This is a genomic window from Streptomyces sp. NPDC001507, assembly GCF_042894765.1.
Taxonomy (GTDB): Bacteria; Actinomycetota; Actinomycetes; order Streptomycetales; family Streptomycetaceae; genus Streptomyces.
In genome coordinates this window covers 242,472-265,693 of sequence record NZ_JBIAVV010000016.1, presented here as the reverse complement: position 1 = coordinate 265,693, position 23,222 = coordinate 242,472, and the positions used below count along the sequence as shown (strand labels likewise).

The 23,222-nt window shown below is 73.4% G+C and carries 2 protein-coding genes; both read left to right on the top strand.

The genetic code is table 11. From position 1 onward, the window contains the following. Complete coding sequence (locus tag ACFY0K_RS41835; RefSeq protein WP_390644304.1) at positions 1–22,680, top strand: lonely Cys domain-containing protein; 22,680 nt, start codon at positions 1–3, stop codon at positions 22,678–22,680. Between the two features lie 124 nt (positions 22,681–22,804). After that, complete coding sequence (locus tag ACFY0K_RS41830; protein ID WP_351962036.1) at positions 22,805–23,209, top strand: YbaB/EbfC family nucleoid-associated protein; 405 nt, start codon at positions 22,805–22,807, stop codon at positions 23,207–23,209. Positions 23,210–23,222 lie beyond the last annotated feature (13 nt).

Sequence of the window (23,222 nt, the reverse complement as noted above, 5' to 3'; positions counted from 1 at the left end):
ATGTCTGAGTCGATTTTCCAGGACAAGAACTGGGACCCCAATCCCGTTTACGAACTCGGCAACGCCCTCATCGACTTCGGCGATCTCATGGACGAGCAGGCGCAGCGGATGACCAGCGCCGAGTTCGACCTGAACCTCGGGGCGTGGCGGGGCGATGCCGAGATGTACATGACTCAGGCGTTCGCCGACCAGCGCGAATCGGTGATGGAAATCATCGAGGAGTTCTGGGACACCGGCGAGATGATCAACTATTACGCCATGCTCCGCACCGAGCAGGAGAAGACACTGGCGAAGCAGGCCCTGGCGGAACTGATCGCCGGTCTGGTCGGTGTCTTCCTGGGCGCTCTCGTGTTCGCCGCCCCGGAACTCCTGGGCGCGCTGGAAGCCGGGCTCGCCATGCTGGGCAGGGTCGGCGAGATCATTGCCAGCGCCATCGAGACGATCTCCACCGTGGCCACGGAGGTCGGCAAGTTCGTCGGCACCGCCGTCAGCGCGATCGGGGACACCCTGCCCGACTGGGTCGTGACGATGGCCGAGGTCACCGGGAACGTCGCCCGGTTCGGCATCGAGTTCATGGGGATCAACGCGGCCTCGGTGGCCGCGGGCAACGCCGCAGCGGGCCTGGAGACGACCGCCCAGCAGCTCATCCCCGTCCCCACCTCCCTGGAGCAGATCCCCGGCTTCCTCTCGGACTTGGTGCTGTGGGGCGGGATCGGCATCGCCGTGGCCACCGCCACCAAGGGGCTGGCCAGTCTGGCCAAGGACAAGCTGACCGTCCCCAAGGCCGATGTGAACGTTCCGGATGTGAGCACCGGCACCGGCGACGTGGGAACTTCGGTCGGCGACTCGTCGACGGGTACCGTCACCGGCTCCGGTACGGGCCTGACCCTGCCGTCCTCGGTCACCTCGGTCTCCTCCGTCAGCGGGACGATCGCCGACTCCGCCAAGGGCCTCACCAAGTCCGACCTGACGCTGACCTCGGACATCGAGGTCAACTCCGCGGTGACCCGCACGCTCACGGGCACCACGGTACGCACGTCGGCGGACACGACCCCCGCGCCGACGCCGGCCAAGGTGACGACAACCGCCGCGGGCGACGGCCCGAGCCCCGGCGGCGGGACGGCCGTACCCGACAAGGTGACCCCGGTCGACGCCGGCACCTCGCCCGGCGGTTCCTCGGCGGTCAGGACGGCGGCAGACGGCTCCACCCAACCCGTACAGCCCGCGCCGAAGATGCCGAGGACGGAGACGGCCGGCGGGAACGCGAACACGGTCACGAGCGGCACGACGGACGGCTCCGCCGGGCAGAGCGTCCTGCACGACGTCGGCTCCGGCCTCAGCGGCGTGGCCAGGACGGCACAGGCCGCGCAGCGGACCGTGGACACCTCGACGGTCGGACACGCGACGGGCGGCCAGGAGTCGGTCGGTGCCTCCGGCGCCGGGCAGGCCGTGCGGACGAACCTGGAGGCCCAGCCGGCCACCGCCGCTCCGCACGAGGTGGCTCCCCGGACCCCGAGCCCGACGACGGACGCCGTCGCCGGCCGGGTGCAGGACACGGGCGGCAACGCGGTACCGGGCGTGGGGAAGGCGGTCGACGCCGGGGTGCGGCAGGCGCAGAGCGCGCTGCGGGCCGTCGGCGACGACCATGCCGCCACGCCGGACACGGGTGCCCGCACCGCGAGGCCCGAGGAGACGGTGTCTCCGGTGCGGTCCGTCGCGTCGGGCAAGCCGGAGGTCGTCCATCCGACGGCCCCGGTGCGCGAGGCGTCGGCCGGGCAGGTCGAGGGCGGCGGCCGTACGGGCACGCCGCAGACGGCGGGGAGCACCGCTCCCAGGTCCGCGGCCGGGGAGCAGGGCGCCCGCGGCACCGCGGACGGCGGCACCGCGGCGAGGGGGACCGGCACGCGGGTCAACCTCGGGGACACCTCCGTACGTGCGGGTACGGACGAGGGGCAGCGCGTCTCCGGTGCGGCCGAGGGGACCCGCACGGTTCCGAACGCGGGACGTGACCCGCTGAAGTCGGCCGCAGGACCGGGCGGGCGGCAGGTGCGGCCTGCGGGCAGGACGGACGCCAGGTCCGTATCGGGCGAGGGAGGCGACTCGGCCGCGTCCGCCGCCGGACCGGCGAAGGACAGGACCACGCCCGTGGAGGCGGCCGACGGGGTACTGCGGCCCGGCGCAACGGCGCGCGGAGCCTCGGCCAGGGCCGCGTCCGAGGCCGACGGGGCCGGACAGACCCGGACGGGTGCGCCCGCCGAGACGTCACGCGCCCAGCGGGGCGCGGACGAAGCGCGGTCCGCCACCAGGTCCGAGGAGGCCGGGTCCGGGCGGACGGCTCAGGAGGGGAGGTCCGCCGACAGCGACGCCACCCGGGCGGAACGGCAGCGGGTCGCGCAGTTCAGGGAGGCCGCGCAGCGTCAGAAGGCCGGGACCGACGGCGCGAGCCGTACCGGGTCGGCGTCGCGGTCCGCCGCCGAAACGTCCAAAGCCGCCGACGAGACATCCAGGTCCGCCACCGCGAGGTCCGCCGACGCGACCGGTTTGTCCGACGCGTCGGGGGCGGAGCACGAGACGACACACGGACAGGCCGGCGACCACGGCTCGGCGGATCGGACCACGTGGCACGACTCCACCGCCACCGCCACCGACGCCCCTTCGGCGCCCGCCCGGTCCGGGGACAGGGCGGGGGAGCAGCCCGGGCACGAGCAGGTGTCGTACGACTACCGGCACGAGGTGTCGGAGGCGAGGAACGCCGCGTACGAGGAGACGCGGCGCCGGCAGGACGAGACGTACCAGGGCAGGCTGGCGCAGGAGGCGGAGCGGGCCGGGCAGCGGCTGGAGCACAACCGGCGGGTGTGGAACGCCTTCGAGGACGTCCGCGACGACCTGTCCCGCGAGTATCCCGCGGTCAGGTCCGAGGCGGTCACCGACATCGAAGCCGTCGTCAGGGACGAGGGCGTACCGGATCGCTACGCCGAGGGGATGGCCGACTCCTACCGCAAGGCGATGGAGGAGCACCAGGACCACCTGAAGGAGCACCCGGAGAGGCGGGCCGACGAACTCCAGGCCGGAGTGGACAGCGAGACCGGCGCCGTGTCGCACTCCCCGCTGCAGGCCAAGATCGTCAAGGCGCTGGAGTCGGTGCTCGACGAAGGCTACCGGGGTCCGTCGGCCGCCGAGCTCGTCGAGGCGATCCAGCGGTCGTCGGACGAGAGTTCCGGGCCGAGGGACTGGGCCCGGAGGATCGGCCTTCCGGAGGACCTCGTCTCCACCGTGGCGAGCGCCTACCACGAGGCCCGCTTCGAGCATCAGCGAGCGGGCGAGACCGACTTCGGCTCCCGAGCGTTCGAGGACTCGCTGACCGCGAAGCTGGAGGACCACCTCGGCAACCTCGAACACAGCATGCCGGCACGCTCGTTGGCCGACCGGATGATCCGGGAGGAGCACAGGTTCGAGGGCGGTCAGCCGCGGCCGTGGCGGGAGGAGGTCAAGCAGCGGCTCGAAGCCCGGCTGGAGGGCATCGAGGACGCGGTCCGGCAGGGTGACATCAGCGCCCGGCAGGGCGAAGCCGCGAAGCAGAGCCTCTACGAGGGACTTCCCCGGGAGTTCGAGCAGGAGGCCTTGGTGCGTCAGCTGCGCGACGAGGCGTCGAAGGCCTTCGACCGCACGCTGACCCATCCGGACCGCCCGGGTGAGAACCTGTTCGTCTCCGAGGCGCTGTTCGGCCGGCGGCCGTTCTCGGCGAAGGACGAGGCGACCCTCCGCACGGAATTCCTGGACGAGTTCACCGACGGCCTGCGCGACATCACCCGGCAGCTGGAACCGGACGGGAACCTGGTCCACCGGGACTTCATGAGCGCGGCCCGGCCGCGGCTCGACGCCATGGTGCGCGGCCTGGAGACCCGGCTGACGCTGGCGGAGGACGCCACGCGCACCTTCGACGCCATGGCGGCCGCCAGGGGCCTGGACCGGACCTCCGACGGCATCGCGGCGGTGCGCAAGGACTTCCTCGACGAGTACGCCCAGTCCACCGGCGAACTCTCGGACGGGCGTCCGGTGCGCGAGCTCACCGGCGCCGAATACGCGGACGCGGCCCACCAGTTCAACCGGGCCATCGGCGAACTGGGGGACCGCTGGGCGGCCCGCCTGGACGCCAAGGCCGCCGAGCGCGCCCTGCGCGAGCAGGCCGACGAGCTGCGCGACAACCGGTACGCCGCCTCCCGTGACGTCGCCGGCAGGGTACTCGCCGACCACGGCAAGGCCTTCGACGACGAACTGGCCGCAATGCTCGGCTCCCGCAGGCCGGAGGAGCTGTCCGCCGAGGACTGGACGACGTACACGACCGACCTGAGCGAAGCGCACCTCCGGCTGATGCAGCAGGTGCCCGCCCGGCACGACCTGCACGCCGGCCTGGAGAAGGCGCTGACCCAGGCGGACGACTGGCTGCACGCTGCGGCGGGCGTCCGCAAGGGGGGCGAACTCGGTTCACAGGCCAAGCGGGTCCAGGACGACATGCACAGGACGCTCACCGACGCCTACCGCGAACGGGTCGGGATGCCCGAGGAGGGCCGGTGGTCCGCCGATGAACTGAACGCACGGGAAACGGCCTTCGGCGACGAGGTCCTCGATCCGTACCTACGGTCCCTGAGCGACCGCCTCGCCTACGAGGGCGCCTTCGACGACGCGCTGGCCGACGGCGGCCGCCGGTTCGACGAGCTGACCAGCAAGGCCGACGAGGCGGCCGGAACGGTCTCCGGGCGCTACGCGCTGAACGGGTACGACCTGGGCAAGGTCGCCGACGACTTCCGCAGCGATGCAGGCCGGGCCCACCAGGAGATCTACGGCCCGAACGGCCGCGACGTCGAAGCCGCGCTCGATACGGAGCGGGCGGCCGGCGACGCCTTCGGCACGGCACGCGGCCAGGCGCGGCGCGACCTCGTGCACGAGGTGGAGATGCCTCGCCAGCGCGCCGAGCAGGACGCGTGGCGGACGCAACTGCGGCAGTTCTTCTCCTCGCTGGAGGCGGAGTCCGCCGTGCGCGAGCAGGTCGAGACGCATGCGTCGGCGATCAGCTCCCAGGCCGCCCGCCGGACCTTCCGGGAGGACAGCGGGCAGGTCCTCGACTCCTTCAGGCAGGACATGGCGGGGGCCCGGACGGCGCACGACCGCGGCACGGCGGTGCGCACCGCGCAGGAGAGGATCCAGACCCTCTACGACGACGCCGCGAGACTCGACGGCGCATACCGGCAGTGGCGGCAGACCCCCGAGTGGAAGGTCGACCTCTCGCGGCTGACGGTCGAGCGGACCCCGTTCAAGGAATCCGGCCGACGGGACGAGCAGGCCGGCGAGCAGGCCGGCGCGACGTCCGTCCGGGGCGCCGGGTCGGCCGACGCGCGGACGCAGCGCGTACCGCTGCCGACGGACGGACCGGGCAGGGCGCTCGCGGACCTCGGTGCCGGGCTGGAACTCCGCGCACAGGTGTACCAGGAGTTCGAGCAGCGCCTCGCCGACAACCCGGCGTTCCGGTCGACCATCCCCTCCCCGGAGCAGGTGCAGGCCCGGGAGTGGTACGCCGACCGCTGGACGCAGGCGGCCCAGCAGGCCGACGCCGACCATGACACGCTGCGCGCCGAGCTGGATGCGAGGCTCGCGCAGGAGTACAGCAGGGCGCAGGCCACGGCACGGGCATACCAGGTCTTCGACCGCGAGGTCGCCCTGTCGACGGGGAGGCTGCGCCTGGCGGACACGCACTTCGGCACCTCACCCGTGGCCCGGTCGATCCGGGAGGACTTCCGGCGGGCCACGGCCGCGGCGACGGCCGGCGGCAAGGAGGACCCCGCCCCGGAGCTGGTGGAGCAGTTCCGGCAGCGGTACCGGCAGGCATCCAGGGACTGGTGGGCCGAGGAGGTCTCGCGCGAGCAGTTCCGGCAGGCGCTCTCCCTCCCCGACGGGCTCGACCTCACGCGCGGGCGCCCGACGTGGGCCCGGGAGCAGCAGGCCTGGTACGGCAGCCGCCTCCGGGAGCTGCGCGACCAGTACACCGCGGCACGGCTCGCCGCCGGCCAGGAACGGCCCTCCGCGGAGAGCGCGTACCACTTGAACGCGGCTGTCCGGCGCATCGCGGCGCGACTCCTGACCCGGGCCGAGTCCATGGGCGACGTGCTCCAGGAGGCCGCCGAGCTGACCCGGGCCCGGAGCGCGGACTCCGAATGGTCCGAGGAACTGGCCTTCTGGCACAGAACGCGGCAGGCGGCACTCGTCGACGACTTCGTCACGTACGTGGCGGGCCCCCACCAGCCGGACGCCCGCATCCCGGCCACGACGGAACTCGCCTTCGCACTCGACGCGTTGCGGGAGGCGGCCCGCGTCCGTCACCTCGCCCACCAGGACCTGGCCCACGCACTGGCCGGCGTTCGGATCGAGCCCGTGACCGTGACCTCGGAGGCGGTCGCCGACTGGGCCCGCCAGGAGGTCGGACGCATCCGTGAAGAGCACGTCCGCGCGTTCGAGGAGAGGTACTGGAACGCGACAGCGCCGGTGGCGCAGGAGCAGGAGCAGCGGTCGTTCGCGCCGGAGCCGGCCGCGGACGGCCTGCCGGCCTCGAAGCTCTCCGACCTCACGGCTGCCGTGAACAAGCGGTTGCAGGAGGCGAAGTGGCCGTACGGCGCCGCGGACACCGCCGATGTGGCGCAGGCGTACGCCGTCCTGGATCCGCACTGGAAGAAGGACGTGCATTCGACCGCGGAGAAGATCGCTCGCAACGCCATGGGCATGGGGCGCGGCATGGCACCCGGCGGAGCGCCGGCCGTCGAAGCCGGTTACACCTCCTCCGGCGAGTTGCTCCAGGACCTCGCCGAGTCGGCCCGCATCCCCGATCTCAGGGAGGTGGCCGCGGACCGGACGCTGGGTGCGGACGGCACGCACGGCTTGCCGATCGGCAGCCCGGTGGCCCTCGAACGGCCGCGTAGCGCCGTGAACCTCACCCAGGTGCCCGCGCCCGCCGTGCCCTCGCCCACGGGCGCGGGCAAGGGAAAGGCCAGGGAGCAGTGGTTCACCCATCGGCGCCCGAGCACCGACGGCTCGGTCCCGATCGAGTACCACGTCAGCGACACGGGCAGTGTCCGGATGCCCTCGGGCGACGTGCTTGCTCCGGACGGCTGGGTGCGGTTCGGCGGTGACTTCGTCCATCCCGCGTCCGGCGCCGTGCTGTTCGGGGACACCGGCTGGATCGGGCTGGTGCACGACCGGGAGGAGCTGCTGGAACGCCCTGGCTTCCCGCCGCCCGGCACCGCGCGGCACACGCTCGTGGCGGACGCGTCGTACCTCTACCTGGTCCCGGCCGGGCCGTCCGGGACCACGGGCACCACCGCGGTCCGGATCGCGCTGGACCCGGACCGACTGGCCGGCCCGGGTGCCTCGGTCACGGCGCCGACCGCCACGAATTCGGTCACCTCGGATCCGGCCACCTCCGGTTCGGTCACGTCGGATCCGGTCACCACGGACCCGGCGCGTGAACCGCAGGCCGGAACCTCGGCCCCGCCCGGGGCACCGGACCGGCTCCCCGTTCCCGAGATCGTCGTCACGCCGCCCGGCAGCGAGCGAGAGCCCTGGTACCTGTCCTTCGACGCGATGGGCCAGGCCGTCGTGCCGGACTCGGTCGAGCAGATCGAGTTCGCCGACCGGCAGGCCGCGCTCTGGGCGGACCGGATCAGCCGGTCCCTCGTCCTGCCCGGCCCCGGGTCGCACGACGCGCTGCGGGCGGGGATCGGTGAGGAGATCGGGAAACTGCTGCAGACCAAGAGGGCCGACCAGTGGGACGACGTGCTCGCGGTGGGCCGTACGTCGGTCGTCGACGGCCGTCTGGTGTGGCTCCGGCCGGTGCTGCGCACTCTGACGCCGGTGCCTCCGAAGACGGGCGACGTGAGCGAGTACCCGGTCGGGTTCGCCGTGACCCAGACCGGCGGTGAGACGAGCCGCGAGACGGTCCAGGGTGCCGACTCCGTCCTGTTCACCGCTCTCAATCTGGGCACGAGTGTCGCCGCCTCGATCGCCGCCCTCGCCGTCCCGCAGGTCCTCGTCGGTTCCTCCAGGGAGAAGACCGACTCGTGGGGGCAGACGATCCTGTCCGGCCGCAAGCCCTTCATCAACAAGTTCAACCGGTTCACGGCCGGACTGGAGATGCACGTCTTCGTCGGCGGAGAGGAGGCCACGCGGGCGGACCGTCTGGTCACCGTTCCCGACCGGGTCCAGGTCGACCTCCCCGCGCCCTACTCCGAGGAGGGCCAGCACCGGCCGGACCTCAGCGCCCCCGAGCCGCCCCGCCCCGTCAAGCCCCGCAGGACCGGCCCGTCCCAGGCCAGGGAGCTGCTCAACGCGGTCAACCTCACGCCCGTCATCGCGGGACTGCACCGCAATCTCCTCGCCGCCGGCCTTCCCGCCCCGCACGTGAAGAAGATCATGACCGGGCTGGGGATGGACAAGTCCCAGGGCTTCCTCAGCGAGCCGACCGCACGCAATCGCTACGCCTGGTGGGCCGGCGGGGACGTCTCCAACAGCGTCGAGGTCTCCGGGCCGCTCGGCAGGAGGTTCCAGGGGCATCTGCGCATCCAGGCCGCCATCGACAGCCTGCAGTACCTGGGCGACACCGACGTCGCCACCCGTGACGACATCGGCGCCGGGTTCAGCCGTACCGCGTCCACCAAGGGGGCGTCGGTGGCCGGCCTCGGCGGCGGCTACAACACGGCCGGTATCGGTTCCGGCGGCTCCGACGCGTCGGCGGCGGGCACCGACCCCGAGACCCTCCCCGGGCAGGTGGCCCCGGAGCACGCGTCGGTCGAGGTGAAGGGCGTCGCACCCGCCGTCGGCGCGTCCGTGAGCGGCGACCGCGGTGCCGGTTACTCCCTGGACACCGCACACATGAGCCACACGGTGCTGAACGTCTTCGGCGACCAGAGCCGGTACCGGGCCGGGCTGCGGCTGACCGCGACCATGGAGTCCAGCACCCACACCATCGCCCCGGTCGTCGTCACCACCGAATCCGAGCAGAGCGTGCCGCAGCGCGAGGCGGCCCAGTTCGTGGAGGGCACGGTCGGTCCGGGCTGGACCGCCGACCTGCGCCCGGCGCTGGGCGGCGACAACGCCCGCCGCCACCGGGTCTTCGCGCTGCCCGCCCGCCGGCAGGTCAAGAAGCTGCCGACCGTGCGCCCGCCGTTCCGCTTCGGCATGGACGTGTCCGGCCCGGGCCTGCTGCCGCCGCATCCCCGCGAGCCGCTGCCGCTGGCCGCACGCCGGGGCCTCGGCTTCGGCATGCCCATCGCCCTGCCCGGTTCCGAGACCCTCCAGCAGGACCTCCGCGACGCCGTCGAACGGCACCACGTCAAGGCGGTCGGAGCCAAGAAGGCCGCGAAGAGCGACTGGGCGAACGCCGACCGGGACCTCGCGATGTTCTACGGCCGGTCCGCCCTGGAGGCCGATCCGAACCAGGCACTGCTCGGTATCCACCGGACCGTCGAGGTCGGCGGGCACCGCTACAAGGTGTCGGCGAAGATGAGCTGGGGCGACCGGGTCACCGGAGCCAACCCGCTCACGGGTCCGGTGAACGAGGCCAACCCGCTGGGCGAGACGTACACGATGAAGGTCAACGCCCGTGTCGTCAACGGCGCGACGGTCGCCGGGGAGCGCGGCAAGGGCAGCAAGGCCCGGTTCGCGTTCGGCGGCGGCGCCCGGCTGGCCATTCCGGAGCACGAGTTCAACATCGGGTCCCTGCACCTGAAGACCCCGCCGTTCCGGCTCGCCGTGGGCGCCTTCCGCGGGCTGCTGAGCCGGTCCTGGGGCAAGAGCGACAAGTTCTCCGGAATGGCCAAGGAGTACCGGCGCACGGAGACGGCGAAGAAGGTCGACGAGCACCGCTACGGGATGACCCTGCAGTGGACGGTCACACCGGAGGCGAAGAAGCCGTCCTTCCTCAGCGGGAGCAACCCCGCGACCGCGCGCATCGTCGTCCCGCACGAGCACGTACCGGCCGAGCCCGTCTCCCTGAGGCAGGCGCAGGCGGCGGGCCGGACCGAGATCACCGGCGAACGCCCGGCGACCCAGCGGCCGTTGGACTTCAGCAGCGGCACCCACGGCCTCTACCCGGTCTTCCACCTGATGCCGGAGCTGGCCCAGCTCGGCGCCCGCATGTACGCGAGGCAGCACCAGCTGCCCGACAGCTGGCTGCGCAACCCGGCCGAGTGGCCGGAGGAGATCCGGGACCTCGCCCACCCCGGGATCCTGACCGCCCGGTTCGGCGCCATGACCGGTTCCCTCGGGCACCAGTCGGAGCTCCCGAAGGACGGCAGGCACAAGCAGGCGTTCCGGGTACGGCTGCACACCCATGCCCCGAGCGATCTCGGACGCAGCCCGGACGTCGAGGTCGAGCACTACGCCCAGGCCGCGGCGAGCCACGCGGCCGAGAGGGAAGGCGAATGGGCCCTCGGTCTGGCCGGCTCGGTCGGACCGCAGTTCCGGTTCGGCGCCGACGCCAACGACGAGGAGGGGCACCACGGCGACCTCGGCGGCCGGCTGACCGTGCTGGGATACGGTGAGGCCGCCAAGAAGTGGGGCGACGGCTCCGGGAAGACGGCCGGGCGGATCGACATCACCCGCGCGACGTACAGCGGAGACGTCCACACGGTGCGTACGACACCGGTCTTCGAGGTGACCTACGTCCGCTGGCGAGGCAAGGAACTCACCGAGACCACGGAGTTCCTGACCGCCGACGAGGCCCTGGACGTGCTCACCCCCGAACGCCGGCTCTCCGACATCATGCCCGCGGGGGTCCCGGCCGTCGACGCGACCGGGACCGGGGCGACCGACCGGGCCGGGACTCCGGCGGCCGGCACGAGCGAGGCAGCGGCCCCGGCCGCCGTTCCTACGGTCGTCATCACCTCTCCCGAGGGCGTCAGCACCGCTCCCGGGGGCGTCATCACCGCCCCCGGGTGCGAGGAGTCGGCCGTCGCCCAGGCCCCGGTGGCCGACGCCACCACGGCCTCGGCCCCCGCCGCCCTCCCGACGATCGTCGTCACTCCGCCCGACGCCGAGGAGCACACCACCGACCCCGCTACGGCCGCGGCAGCCACCGCTTCCGTACCGGATCCCGCCCGTCTCTCGCCGTCCGCCCGGCAGCAATCCGCCGCGCCGCCGCCCAGGACCCGTGCCTACCTGCACCAGGGCCTGATCTCCGGCATCGGGCACCCGGAGGTGATGCGCGCCGACGGAGTCCTGGACGCGATCACCGACCGGCTGCGCGGGCGTGGTGTCATGACCACGGAGAGCGCCCAGGGGGCCGGTCCGCGGCCGAACCTGCTGATGAGGTCGCTGAGTTCGTCGTTCTCCTCGGACGCGCTGCGCAGCGAGTGGTACGCCCTGACCACCAACCAGGGGGTGAGCCGCTGGTTCCCGGTGCCGGGTCCCTTCGGCAGCACCCGCTACCTGTGGGTGAAGGTCACCGCGACCAGGCTCGGCGCGGCGGCCGGGCAGCGGCCCCGTGACGACATCAAGCTCACCCTGCGGGGCGAGTCGGTGGACGAGGACTCGAAGAGCGCGGCCTCCGGTTCGGAGTTCAGCGGCGGCCTGGACCTGCGCGGCCGGATCGGGGCCGGGGCGTTGCACGGCGGTCTGGAAGGCGGCGCCGAGTACTCCACGTCCCGCGGTGAGGCGGACGAGGAGGCCGAGAAGACGGTCAAGATCTACCGGGCCAACCCCAAGGACGCCTCGGAGGAGTTCAACCACGACCTCACCTTCCGGGTCGAGATGGGCACCACCACCGAACTGCCCGAGGCGCTCACCCTGCCCGCCCGCGGCGTCGGCCGGATCACCCGGCTGTTCACCGGCGCACCGAGCCACGACAAGGGGGTGTTCACCTGGTACGACGCGGGAGACGGCACCCCGGGGAACGCCCCGCTGGTGGAGGGTGGCAGCGTCCGTCTGCTCGTGCCCCGCCACCTCACGGCGTCGGTCGAGGCATGGCCCCGCGCCATCGACCTCACCGGGGCCCGCGAGACCGAGGTCAGCTGGGCCCCCGGGCCGAAACCGAACCCGCTGAAGGGGCGCGATCCGCGTCAGACGGCCGAGCCGCGCTCCGTCCCGGCGCACGAGCGCGCCCCGGCGAAGAAGGCAGACCAGGTCCCCGGGTTGCCGGACGCGCTGCTGGAGAACCTGCACCCGTGGTCCGTGCCCGCTGCCGCCGCCGTCGGGCGCTGGGCCGCCGTCACCGCCGTGCGCCACCGCACCCCGCCCGCTCTCGACGTCTCGGCACCCCCGCACGTCTCGGGCCTGAACTTCACCACCCGGGCCGGGCTGCGCTACCAGCACTACACCAGTGGCAACATGCTGCGGCCCCACCTCAGGGAGCTGCTGAACCAGACCTACAAGGTCCCGGTGGGTGACGAGAAGGCGGTCGTAGGACTGGAGCTGGACGGTGCGGAGATCCTCGGGCCGCCCGAGGGCACCCTGATCAAGCAGCGGACGTACACGCAGACCGACGAGGAACCCAGGCACGAGGTGGAGAAGGAGAGCGGCTGGCAGTTCACGCTCGGGCCCGAGATGGGCGGTTCGCTGGGCGACCACAAGATGTTCGACCGGCTGCCGATCACCATCAGGAACTGGATGAACGGCCGCAAGCGGACCACCGCCATCGGCGACACCGACGAGCGGAACAAGGAGGGGCAGCGGAACTACCGGCTCTACCGGTTCGACGTCACGGCGGTCGTCAAGGGCCCGCACGGCACGGTCCGGGTCAAGGTCCCGAACGGCCTGTTCGGCATGCTCCCGATCGACAAGGCCACCGGCCGGCTCGCGGACGGCCTCGAGGACTGGCGGCACGGCTTCCTGGCACCCCCGCCGCTCCCGGCACCCCCGATGCCGACCCGTCCGGCCCCGGCCCCGCCGGTCCCGGCCCGTCCCGAGCCGGCGCCGCCGATGCCGACCCGTCCGGCTCCGGCGCCTCCTGTGCCGGCGCGTACGTCGTCCTTGTCGGCGAAGACCTTCCGCCCGGCACCGGAGCTCGCGACGGAGGCCCGTCCGTCATCGGCGCCCCCGGTCCCGGCGCGTACTTCGTCGTTGTCCGCGAGGACCTCCCGCCCGGCGCAGGAGCTCGTGACGCCGGGCCGTCCGCAGGAGCTCGCGACGCCGATCCGCCCCGAGCCGGCGCCCCCGGTGCCGTCACCCGCACCGGCGCGGGAGGTCCGGCCGGAAGAGGCGGGCTATCGGCAGGACGACGACCCCGAATCGCAGTTCCGCCTGGGCACGGCCGCGCTGCTCGGGGAGTTGGTGACGGCAGCCCTGCGCGACCGCTTCGGTCTGGAGGCGGTGGTCGGCCTGGGCGGTGGCGGCGGTGTGGCGGCGGTCCGGCCGGTGCGCTCGGTCCAGGATCTGGACCTGCGCCTCGCCCTGCCCGAGGGGGCCGGGGCCGAGCAGCGCGCGGCCGTCATGCGGTACATCCAGGACGACGTGCTCGTCGACGGCCGGCAGTCCTCCGGGACGACGGTGCGCGGGCAGTTCGGCGATGTCGAGGCGAGCGTCACCCTCGCGCCGGTGCCCGCCACGACGCGTGCGCTCAAGGTGGTGGACGGCCCGGACACCGTCGACCTCCGAGTGGTGGACACCGCACGGCTCTTCGCCGACAAGATCATTGCGTTCGAGGGGCGGAAGGCGGATCCGTCCGATCCGAAGGGCGCGGAGTGGCTGGTGGACAAGCGGCTTCGCGACGCCGCGGACGTCCTCGCCCTGGCCGGCCGGCTCGCGGAGGAACGTTCGCTGAGCGAGACGATGGCCGGTCTCTCGGAGGGGACGCTTCCGGCGCCGCCGAAGTGGGCGGATCAGAGGCCCGCCAGGTTCGTGCAGGCGCTGGGCGAACTGCGCGGGGCCGGGGAGGCCCGCTTCACCGAGTCCCAGTGGTCGGTACTGAACGAAATCGGGCGCCTGCTGCCCAACTCCGCCAAGGCCGCGAAGCCCGTCACGGCGCCGCCGACCGAGCAGGAGCGGGCGGCAATGGCGGAGCAGAAGCTGGTGCAGCGCCGGGCGAAGAAGCAGCAGGCGGCGGCTCGGCGCGCCGCGGCGGCCGCGGGACACAAGGCCCCCGCACAGACCCTCGACGCCCCCACGGCCCCCGTGACCGAACCGTCCCCGCCCGCACGGGTCGAACAGGCACCGCCCGCACGGGTCGAACAGGCACCGCCTACACGGGTCGAGCAGGCACCGGAACCCGAGCCGCGACCGGCGCCGGTGGCCGAGGACGCGACCGGCACCCCGGCTCCCGCCCCCGTGCCGCAGCAGCCCGGAGCGCGTCGGGCACTCTTGCCCGCACCGGAACGGCTGGCCCGGTACGTGGCCGCGCTCAAGGACGTCACGGCCGAGACACCGGGCAGCCGCGAGGCCATGTGGGCGAAGCGGTCGACGGCGCTCACCGCGGCGGGCGCCGACATTCCGCCCCGGTTCGTGCAGATCGAGGACGTGACGGTCGGCTACACACCGACGGAGGAGAACGGCGAGGCCAACGCCCCGCTGTCGGGCGCCAAGTTCATGAACTCCTACGGCCGCACGGACGACGGCACGACCCTCGCGGTGATGGGGGAGAACTACCGTGCCCCCGGTGAGGCGTTCACGGCCGCCGACGCCTTCATCCACCAGTGGTCGACCGCGCACCCGCTGCTCGCCGGGGAGAAACTGCCGGCGAAGAAACTCGCCGTCGCGGTCGGCAAGGACCTGGACCGGGCGAAGTCGGCCGCCGACCTGCCCGAGCGACTGCCAGACCGCATCTACCGGCAGAACATCTCCGGTCCGGCCGCGAAGAAGGCGCTGGGCGGGCTGCTCGACGCGGAGACGAGCACGAGGCAGTTCACCGCGGGTGACGAGGCGTACGAGCAGGTCCTCAGGACCGTCAACGGCAAGTCGACCGACAACATCGTCAAGACCTTCAACGAGCTCAAGGGCTACTCGGGCGACGACGCCCACCTCATCACCGGGGGAGCCCTGTTCCGGGACGGCAACGGCAACTTCCAGCTGCGCTTCGAGATCGTTCGCGCGGCCGACGTCGCCGGCGGTGCCGGCACCCGGGAACCGGCCACGACGACCACCGTGCCGGACGAGGAAGCGGCGGCAGCCCCGCCGGAGATCCTGCCCACGGGGGTGGCCGACACCACCGGTTCCCCGGACCTCGACGCCCGCCCCGAGCTGATCCCCGGCATGTCCGCCGGGCTGCTGGCCGGACCGGGGAAGAGTGACCTGTCGACCCCGGCGCGGTCGGACGCCGTCGCCGCCGCGGCCTTTGCCGGCGGCCGGGGCGCCGTCGGGTCGGCCGGCACCGAGGCAACCGGGTCGTCGGAGCCGTGGACCACGGGCAAGGTCACCTTCAAGGAGGGCTCCGAGGACGTCGACGTCCTCCAGCGCGGCTACCTCGCCCATCTGGCCCGCAAGGTGGTGAAGGCGGGGCTGCGCGACATACGGGCGGGACTGCAGGCACCGTGGATCACCGTCACCGGGCACGGCAACGGCTCGTGGCTCAAGCCGGGAAGCCCCGGCTGGGGCGCCGAGAGCAGGGGACAGGGGCGCGCGGACGCCGTCGCCGACGTGCTGCGGACCGAGATATGGACGGCCCTCGACCTGCTCCAGCAGAACACGGCGCCCGACAGGCGCGTCGGTTCCGGTGCCTTCACGATCGTCACCGACAGCGGGGGCCGGACCGTCGCCGCCGGCGGTCCGGCCGACGGCGCCGACGCGCGGGCCATGCGGCGGCAGGCCACCATCGAGATCGAACTGGCCCCCCGCTCCCAGGCCGTCGAACGGCTCGACGCCCTGTGGCGGGCCGACACCGGCCCCGGTCCGGGCGAGGGCGTCTTCGACCCCGACGCGCCAGCCCGCCGGATCCTGCACCTGGACGCGCAGCACACGGTGCGGGACGCCGACCGGCGCGCGCTGTACGCGCTGGTGGACGAGGCGATCGCGGCGGGCCGGGCGACGAGCCTGGCGGCGCTGGGCGCCTACGACCTGTGGCGGCGCGGGGCGCTGTCCGAGGCGAGCAGGATCACCGCCGCGGACGGCCGGTCCCTGGGCCGGAACTGGACGGGCAGTGACGCAACGGACCTCGGCACGGAGTCCTACGTCGAACTGCGCGAGGGCCTCGTCGCCGACAACCCGACGGCCTTGTGGCAGGGACCCGATGACGACCGCCCGTACGTCGTCGTGGCCAAGGGCGCGCACGACCACGTCCGGGTCCGTCTGACGGGCGGGTCCCTGGCGCGCGTGCCGCTGGAGGAGTTCGCCGAGTTGCTGGCCATGGACCCGGACCTGGCCGCGCTCGACGACCAGCTGCCCGTCGTCCTCGCCGTCCCGCACGCGGGCGCCCGGAGTCCGCGCCTGCCGCGCACTGCCGCCGCCAGGACCGGCAGGACCGTGTGGTCGCACGGCGGCGAGGTGAGGTTGCACGAGGACCCGCTGACGCGCCGGACCCGGATCGCGGTGGTCGACCGACGGCCGGCGGGAGAGCCGCTGGGAAGCTGGTTCGCCAGTGAGCCGGACCGTCCGGGACCCGTGGACCTGGTGTCCGGGATCGAGGAGCGGTTCCTGCGCGCGGCCGACGGGACACTGGTCCCGGACGACGAGATCATGAGCCACACCCTGGCCTCCGACGGGCGCCCGTACGGCCGCGCCGTCTTCACCAAGGGCGATGTGATCGAACGGGAGCGGCAGTTCGGCACCCTGCCGAAGGCGAACACGTACGTACACCTCGATCCGGTCTCGCAGAATCCCCACGGTGACCCGGAGCAGGTGCCCTGGGCCGGCCGGGACGCGTACTTCTTCTACCTGCACGGGAACCCCGGCGCGTTCCAGATCGTGAGGGCGGACGGGACCGTCAGGACCGCGCCCGGCGACCAGATCGGCAAATACCTGCGGCGGCGCCCGAGTCTGCGGCGGCTCGCCGCCGACGGCGTGGTCGTGCTCATGTCGTGCTGGGCCGGCGCGGCCGTCGACGCTGTCTCCCGCCCCGGCGACGCCGCCCGCGCCTCCCTGGTCACCGACCGGTTGGCGACCCTCTCCGAGGCCCAGCAGGTGGCCAACCGGGCCGACCGCACCGTGTTCGCGGTCGATCGGGTTCACTACGTCCGGCACAGCGGTGGGCAGACCAGGCAGGGCGTCGCCACGACCGCCGAGGGGGAGCGGAGCGGGTGGCAGGAGTTCCGGCCGGAGCCGACCGGGACGGCGCTCGACGAACTGGCCCGCACCGCGGGCCTGTACTCGGGCGCGGGCCCGGCTTCGCAGGAGGAGAGGTCCTCGGTCCTGCGGCTGGTACGGGCCCTGCGGCTGGTGTTCGGTGCCTCGGTCGAGGACGACAAGGACGTCGTCGACGGGGAGTACCAGCGGCTGCTGAGCGGTATCGGCGCACTGGAGACGATGCGCCGCGACGATCCGGCGCTGCGGGACGACGGCCCTTTCACCATGGACCTGCTGGACCGGGTCGCCCGGTCGCATGCCGGGCGGTCCGCGGGACTCGCCGCGTCCCCGGGCACGGCCCTGGAGCCGGCCGACGTCCTGGCCGCGCTGGAGGCGGCGCGGACCCGGCCGCCGGGGGTGGCGCTGCGCGACTTCGTGCCGCTTCCGTCGGTGGACGAGGCCCTCGCGCGACTGGCGACGGACGATGCCGAGCAGCGGGCCGTGCAGGTCCTCGACCTGGGGAGCGACCCGGTCACGGCGGCCCACCGGCAGCGACTGCTGTGGGCGACGGTGAAGGCCGTCGAGGGCCTGTCGGCCGCCGCCGACGTGAACGCCCTGGCGGTGAAGGTCCTGCACCTGGACGCGTCCGCCGGTCCCGTGGACGACGCACGGCGTGCGGAACTCCTCTGGACGGCGGCCGGGGCGGCGGCGGCCGGTCGGGACGTCCACAGCCCGACGGCGCTCGCCGCGTTCCACCTCGAACGCGCCGGTGCCCTGTCCCGCGGCACGCTGCTGCTGTCCCCCAGCGGCCGCGGGGTGGGCCGGAACTGGACCGGCAGGCCGATGACCGACCCAGTGGCCGGGGAGCAGTACCTCGCCGTGGACCCTGACCTCGGCCCGAGCAGCACCGCGGCCCGCAACGTGCCGTGGCGCGTTCGCGGCGCCGGTACAGGCGGGAACGCCTATTTCGTGGTGGCCGACGGTGGCCGCGACCACGTCGACATGCCCTGGCCCGACGGCTCCCATCGCCCGGTTCCCCCCGACGAGATCGCCGAACTGCTCGCCAACGACCCGGTGCTGACAGCCCGTCCGGCGCACGACCCGCTCGTGCCGATCATGCCGCACACTCCGCGGAGCGCCCCGCTGATGAGGGCCCTCACGGACCGGTCGGCGACCGGGAGGACCGTGTTCATGCCCGCGGAGAACGCCGTACTGTTCCACAGCGCCAGGAGGAACGAGTACGACATCGTCGTGGCGGAGCCCGCCCACTCGGGCGCCACGGCCGGCTGGGTCCGCAAGGACCCTCCGGCTCTGGACCCACTCGCACCGGCGGCAGCCGTCACCACCGCGACGTCGGTGACCTCCGCCCCCGAACCGCTCTCCCGGACCACGGACGTGGTCACCTTCGAAGAGGGCTCCAAGGAGGTCGCCCCGGCCCAGCGCGACCGCCTCGCCGCTCTGGCACGCAAGGTGGCGGAGGCGGGCCTGCGTGACGTCCGGGAGGGACTGCAAGCCCCCTGGATCACGATCACCGGCTACGGAAACGGCTCATGGCTGGGCGGCCTGGGCGCCGACAGCACGGGCGCGGAACGCGCGGACGCCGTCGCCGGCGTCCTCCGGACCGAGATCGGCGACGCCCTGCGCCTCCTCCAGGACGGCGACGCGTCCACCGCGAGCCGGGTCACCGCCGATGCCTTCAGGATCGAGAGCGCCAGCGGGGGGCGGGACGTCGCCGGCCACGGGGCGTCCGGTGGCGCCGCCGGGCGGGTCCTGCGGCGGCGGGCCGCCATCGAGATCGACCTGGCGCCGCGCTCGCCGGCCATCGAGAAGCTCAACGCCCTGCGGCTGGCCGACCCCGACCCGGCACTGCGCGAGGCCCCCTTCGACCCGGATCAGCTGGCCCGCCGGATCCTGCACCTCGGCGGGCCCGTACGGGACGTCCACCGCCGCGCACTGTACACGCTGGTGGACGAGGCGACCGCGGCCGGCCGGGCGACGAGCCTGGCGGCGCTGGGGGCGTACGACCTCCGGCGGCGCGGAGCGCTGTCCGACGCGACCCGGATCACCGCTCCGGACGGCCGGGCCCTGGGCCGCAGTTGGACGCCCGGCGCGGTCGTCGACCTGGACACGGAATCCTACGTGCAGATGCGCGGCAGCAGCACCGGGGACGCCCCCACGGTGCTGTGGCGGCATCAGGGGCCCGGTGACCACCGCCCCTATGTCATCTCGGCCGGAGGCGATCACGAACGTGTCCGGGTCAGGCTGACCGACGGATCCCTGCCGCGTGTGCCGGCCGAGGAGTTCGCCGAACTGCTGGCCATGGACCCGGACCTGGCGGCACTCGACGCCCGGATCCCCGTCCTCCTCGTCGTCCCGCACGCAGGTGCCCGGAGTCCCCGTCTGCCGCGTACCGCCGCCACCCGGACCGGCAGGACCGTGTGGGCGCACGGCGGCCAGGTCAAGCTGCACGCCGACCCGGTGACGGGGCGGGCCCGGATCGTGGAGGTCGACCGCCGGTCCCTGGGGCACCCGCTGGGAAGCTGGTTCGCCAGCAGGCCGGGCCGGCCGGAGCCGGAGAACCCGATGTCCGGGGCCGAGCAGCGGTTCGTGCGCATGACCGACGGGACGCTGGTCCCGGACGAGGAGATCCTGAGTCACACCCTCACCGCCGACGGACGCCCCTACGGCCGCGCCGTCCTGGCCGAGCGCGACATGGCCGAACGGGAGGAGCACGTCAACGCGCTGCCGGAAGCGAACGAGTACGAGTACCTCGACCCCGTCCGCGCGTATACGCACGGCGACAAGGAGAAGGTGCCCTGGGCCGGCCGGACGGCGTACTACTTCTACCTGCACGGGCAACCGGGTGCGTTCAAGCTCGTGAGGGCGGACGGGACGGGCGGGGACGCGCGCGGCGACCAGGTCGCCGGGTTCCTGCGGCGGCGCCCGAGTTTCCGGGAACTCGCCGCCGACGACGTCGTGGTGCTCATGTCGTGCTGGGCCGGCGCGCCCGCCGACACTCTCGCCGTGCGCAACAGGGCCGGCCGCACCCCCTTCGTCGCCGACCCGCTGGCCACCGTCTCCGAGGCCCAGCAGGTCGCCAACCGGGCCGACCGTACCGTGTTCGCGATCGACCGGGTCCACTACGTCCGCAGCGAGGGCGAGAAGTCCTGGCAGGGGATCCTCACGGACTCCCTGGGGGAACGGCGCAAGTGGCTGGAGTTGCGGCCCGAGCCGACCGGGGCGGCGCTCGACGAACTGGCCCGTACGGCGGGCCTGCACACGGGTGCGGGCCCGGCGTCGGAGCAGGACAGGGTCACGGCCCTGCGGCTGGTCCGGGCGCTGCGGCTGGTGTTCGGGGCCTCCGTCGAGGACGACAGGGACGATGCCCACGGGGAGTACCGGCGGCTGCTGGCCGGCATCGGCGCCCTGGCGAGGATGCGCCGCGACGATCCGCTGATGGGGGATGTCGGGCCGTTCAGCATGGATCTGCTGGACAGGGTCGCGCGTTCGTATCTCGGACGGTCCGCGGGGACCGTCCCAGCCCCTGGCACAGCCTTGGACCCGGCCGACGTCCGGGCGGTCCTGGAAGCGGCACGGACCCAGCCGGACCGGAAGACACTCACCGGCTTCGTCTGGCTGCCGTCGCTGGGAGAGGCCCTGTCGCTGGTGGGGAAGGGAGATCCCGACCAACGGGCCACCGAGGTGCTGGACCTGGGGTCCGGCCCGGTCACGGACGTCCACCGGCAGCGACTGCTGTGGGCGACGGTGAAGGCCGTCGAGGGCCTGGCGGCCGCGGCCGACGTGGACGCCCTGGCCGTCAAGGTCCTGCACCTGGACTCCTCCGCCGGTCCTGTCGACGACGCACGGCGTGCCGAACTCCTGTGGACCATGGCCGGGGCGGCCGCGGCAGGCCGTGACGTCCACAAACCGACGGCGCTCGCCGCGTTCCACCTCGAACGCGCCGGTGCCCTGTCGGCGGACACGCTGCTCGGCCTGCCCACCAGTGCGACGGGCCGCAACTGGACCGGCCGGCCGCTGACCGGCCGGCTGGTCACGGACCAGTACCTCCTCTCGGTCAACGGCACCGACCCGGCGGGCGCCTCGCCCCGCACCGCGCCGTGGCTCGCACCCGGAGACGACCCGCACGAGCTCCCACGCGCCTTCTTCGTGCTCGCCGACGGTGGTCCCGACCACATCGACATGTCCCTGCCCGACGGCACCCGCCCCTCGGTACCGCACGACGAGATCGCCGAACTGCTGACCAACGACCAGTTGCTGAGCGCCCGCCCGCTGAGCGAGCCAGTCGTGCCGCTCGTGCCGCACTCCGGCGGCGGCCGAGCCCTGGCGAGAGCCCTCACGAACCGGGCGGCGACCGCGAGGGAGGTGCTGCGGCCCGCGGTCGACCTCGACCTGTTCCACAACACGAAGAAGAACGAGCACCACATCGTCGTGGCGGGCCCCGCCCCCGGAGCGAGTTCCACGGCCCCCTGGGCCCGCACCCGTCCCGCACCGCTGGCCGCACCCACCCCGGCGAAACCGGTGAAACCGGCGGCACCCGTTGTCACCGAGGCGCCGGTGGCCGCCCCTTACAGGCTCCCCACCGCCGGCCCGGCCGAGATCGTCAAGGGGCCGATGCCGAACGCCGCCGTCCCCGCGGACGCGGCAGACATCATTCCGCCACCGGTCTTCTCCGCGCGAGGGCAGGTCTTCCTGGCGGACGACCGCATTCCCGCGGAGGTCGTCGCCGACGGCCTGGTGCCCCCTGGCTCCAGCCTCGACCTCGACAGCTACGCCCAGGCGGGGGAGGCCGAGAGCGCGGCATTCGGGTTCGTGGCCGCCGGCACCTCACGTGAGCTGGCGGCGCAACGCCTGAACGAGGGCTTCGTCTGGGAGGCCGACGCACCGGGCGGCATCGACGTCGCCGCGACGCTCGACGCGTACGGCATCCCGCACGAGATCCCCGAAGGGGCCGAGATCCTCTTCGCGGGCGGCGTCGCGTCCCCCTACATCAGGGGCGCCTGGCGGATCGTCCCCGGCACCGGCGCCCATGGGGAGAACACCCTCGGCGAGTGGGTCCCCAACCCGAACCACCGGTCGTTCCAGGACAGTCCCGCCGCGACGCCCACGGCCCCCGTGCGCCGGCTGCCGGTCCAACCGGTGCTGGACAAACGGGTGTTCAGAGTGGAGGACGTGGTGTCCCCGGACGAGCTGCTGCACCTGGCCGACGCGCTCGGCGGCGCGGACGCGGGGGCGGGCGAGCGGTACGCCGGCGAGCTCGGCGCCCGGCTGACCGCACACATCAAGGTGGAACTGGCCGAGCAGGGTCTCGCCGTCGGCCGTGTCGATCTGCACGTGAGCCTGGAGGACCCGGGCCATTCCATGGCGGGCATGGCACTGGCCCGGGTCGTCGCCAACGAACTGCGTCGCCGGGCCATGCTCACCGTCGGCGCCCTGCGCACCCCCGTCGACATCTGCCCGTCGGGGAACTGACGTCGAGGAATTGCCACAGACCCGTTCGGACCTCGGATCCGTATCTCCCAGTGGACCCCCTGAGCGGGGCCCCTTCAGCGGAACCCCCGAGTGAACAACGGCCCCCAGGAAGGCAGATGCCCGCATGCCCGAGTATGAGCACGTCGACTTCTCCGCGCTCGCCCACCGTGCCCGGCGGATGCGGGGCACGGTGGCCGAGGCGCAGCTGGACCTGCGGAACATCGAGGCCACGGGCCACAGTTCGGACGGCATGGTCAGCGCGACCGTCTCGGCCGACAGCCGGGTCGTGGACCTGCGGATCGACCCGTCGGTGATCGACCCCGACAACCCGGAGCGACTCGTCCGGCTCGTCATCGAGGCCGTCGACGGCGCACACGGCACCGCCACGGAACAGCGCGCCGAGGTCATGTCGGGGATCACCGGCGGCCTGCAGGACATCCTGGCCGGGCTGAACGGCGAGCAGGACGAGCAGGAGAAGTCCCCCGTCGTACCGCGCTTCCCCGAGCGCCGCCCCCGCCGACGGCCCTGACCGCGAGCCCGAC

Coding starts and splice junctions, on each gene's coding strand:
- ACFY0K_RS41835 (WP_390644304.1), top strand. CDS start 1: ATGTCTGAGTCGATTTTCCAGGACAAGAACTGGGACCCCAATCCCGTT.
- ACFY0K_RS41830 (WP_351962036.1), top strand. CDS start 22,805: ATGCCCGAGTATGAGCACGTCGACTTCTCCGCGCTCGCCCACCGTGCC.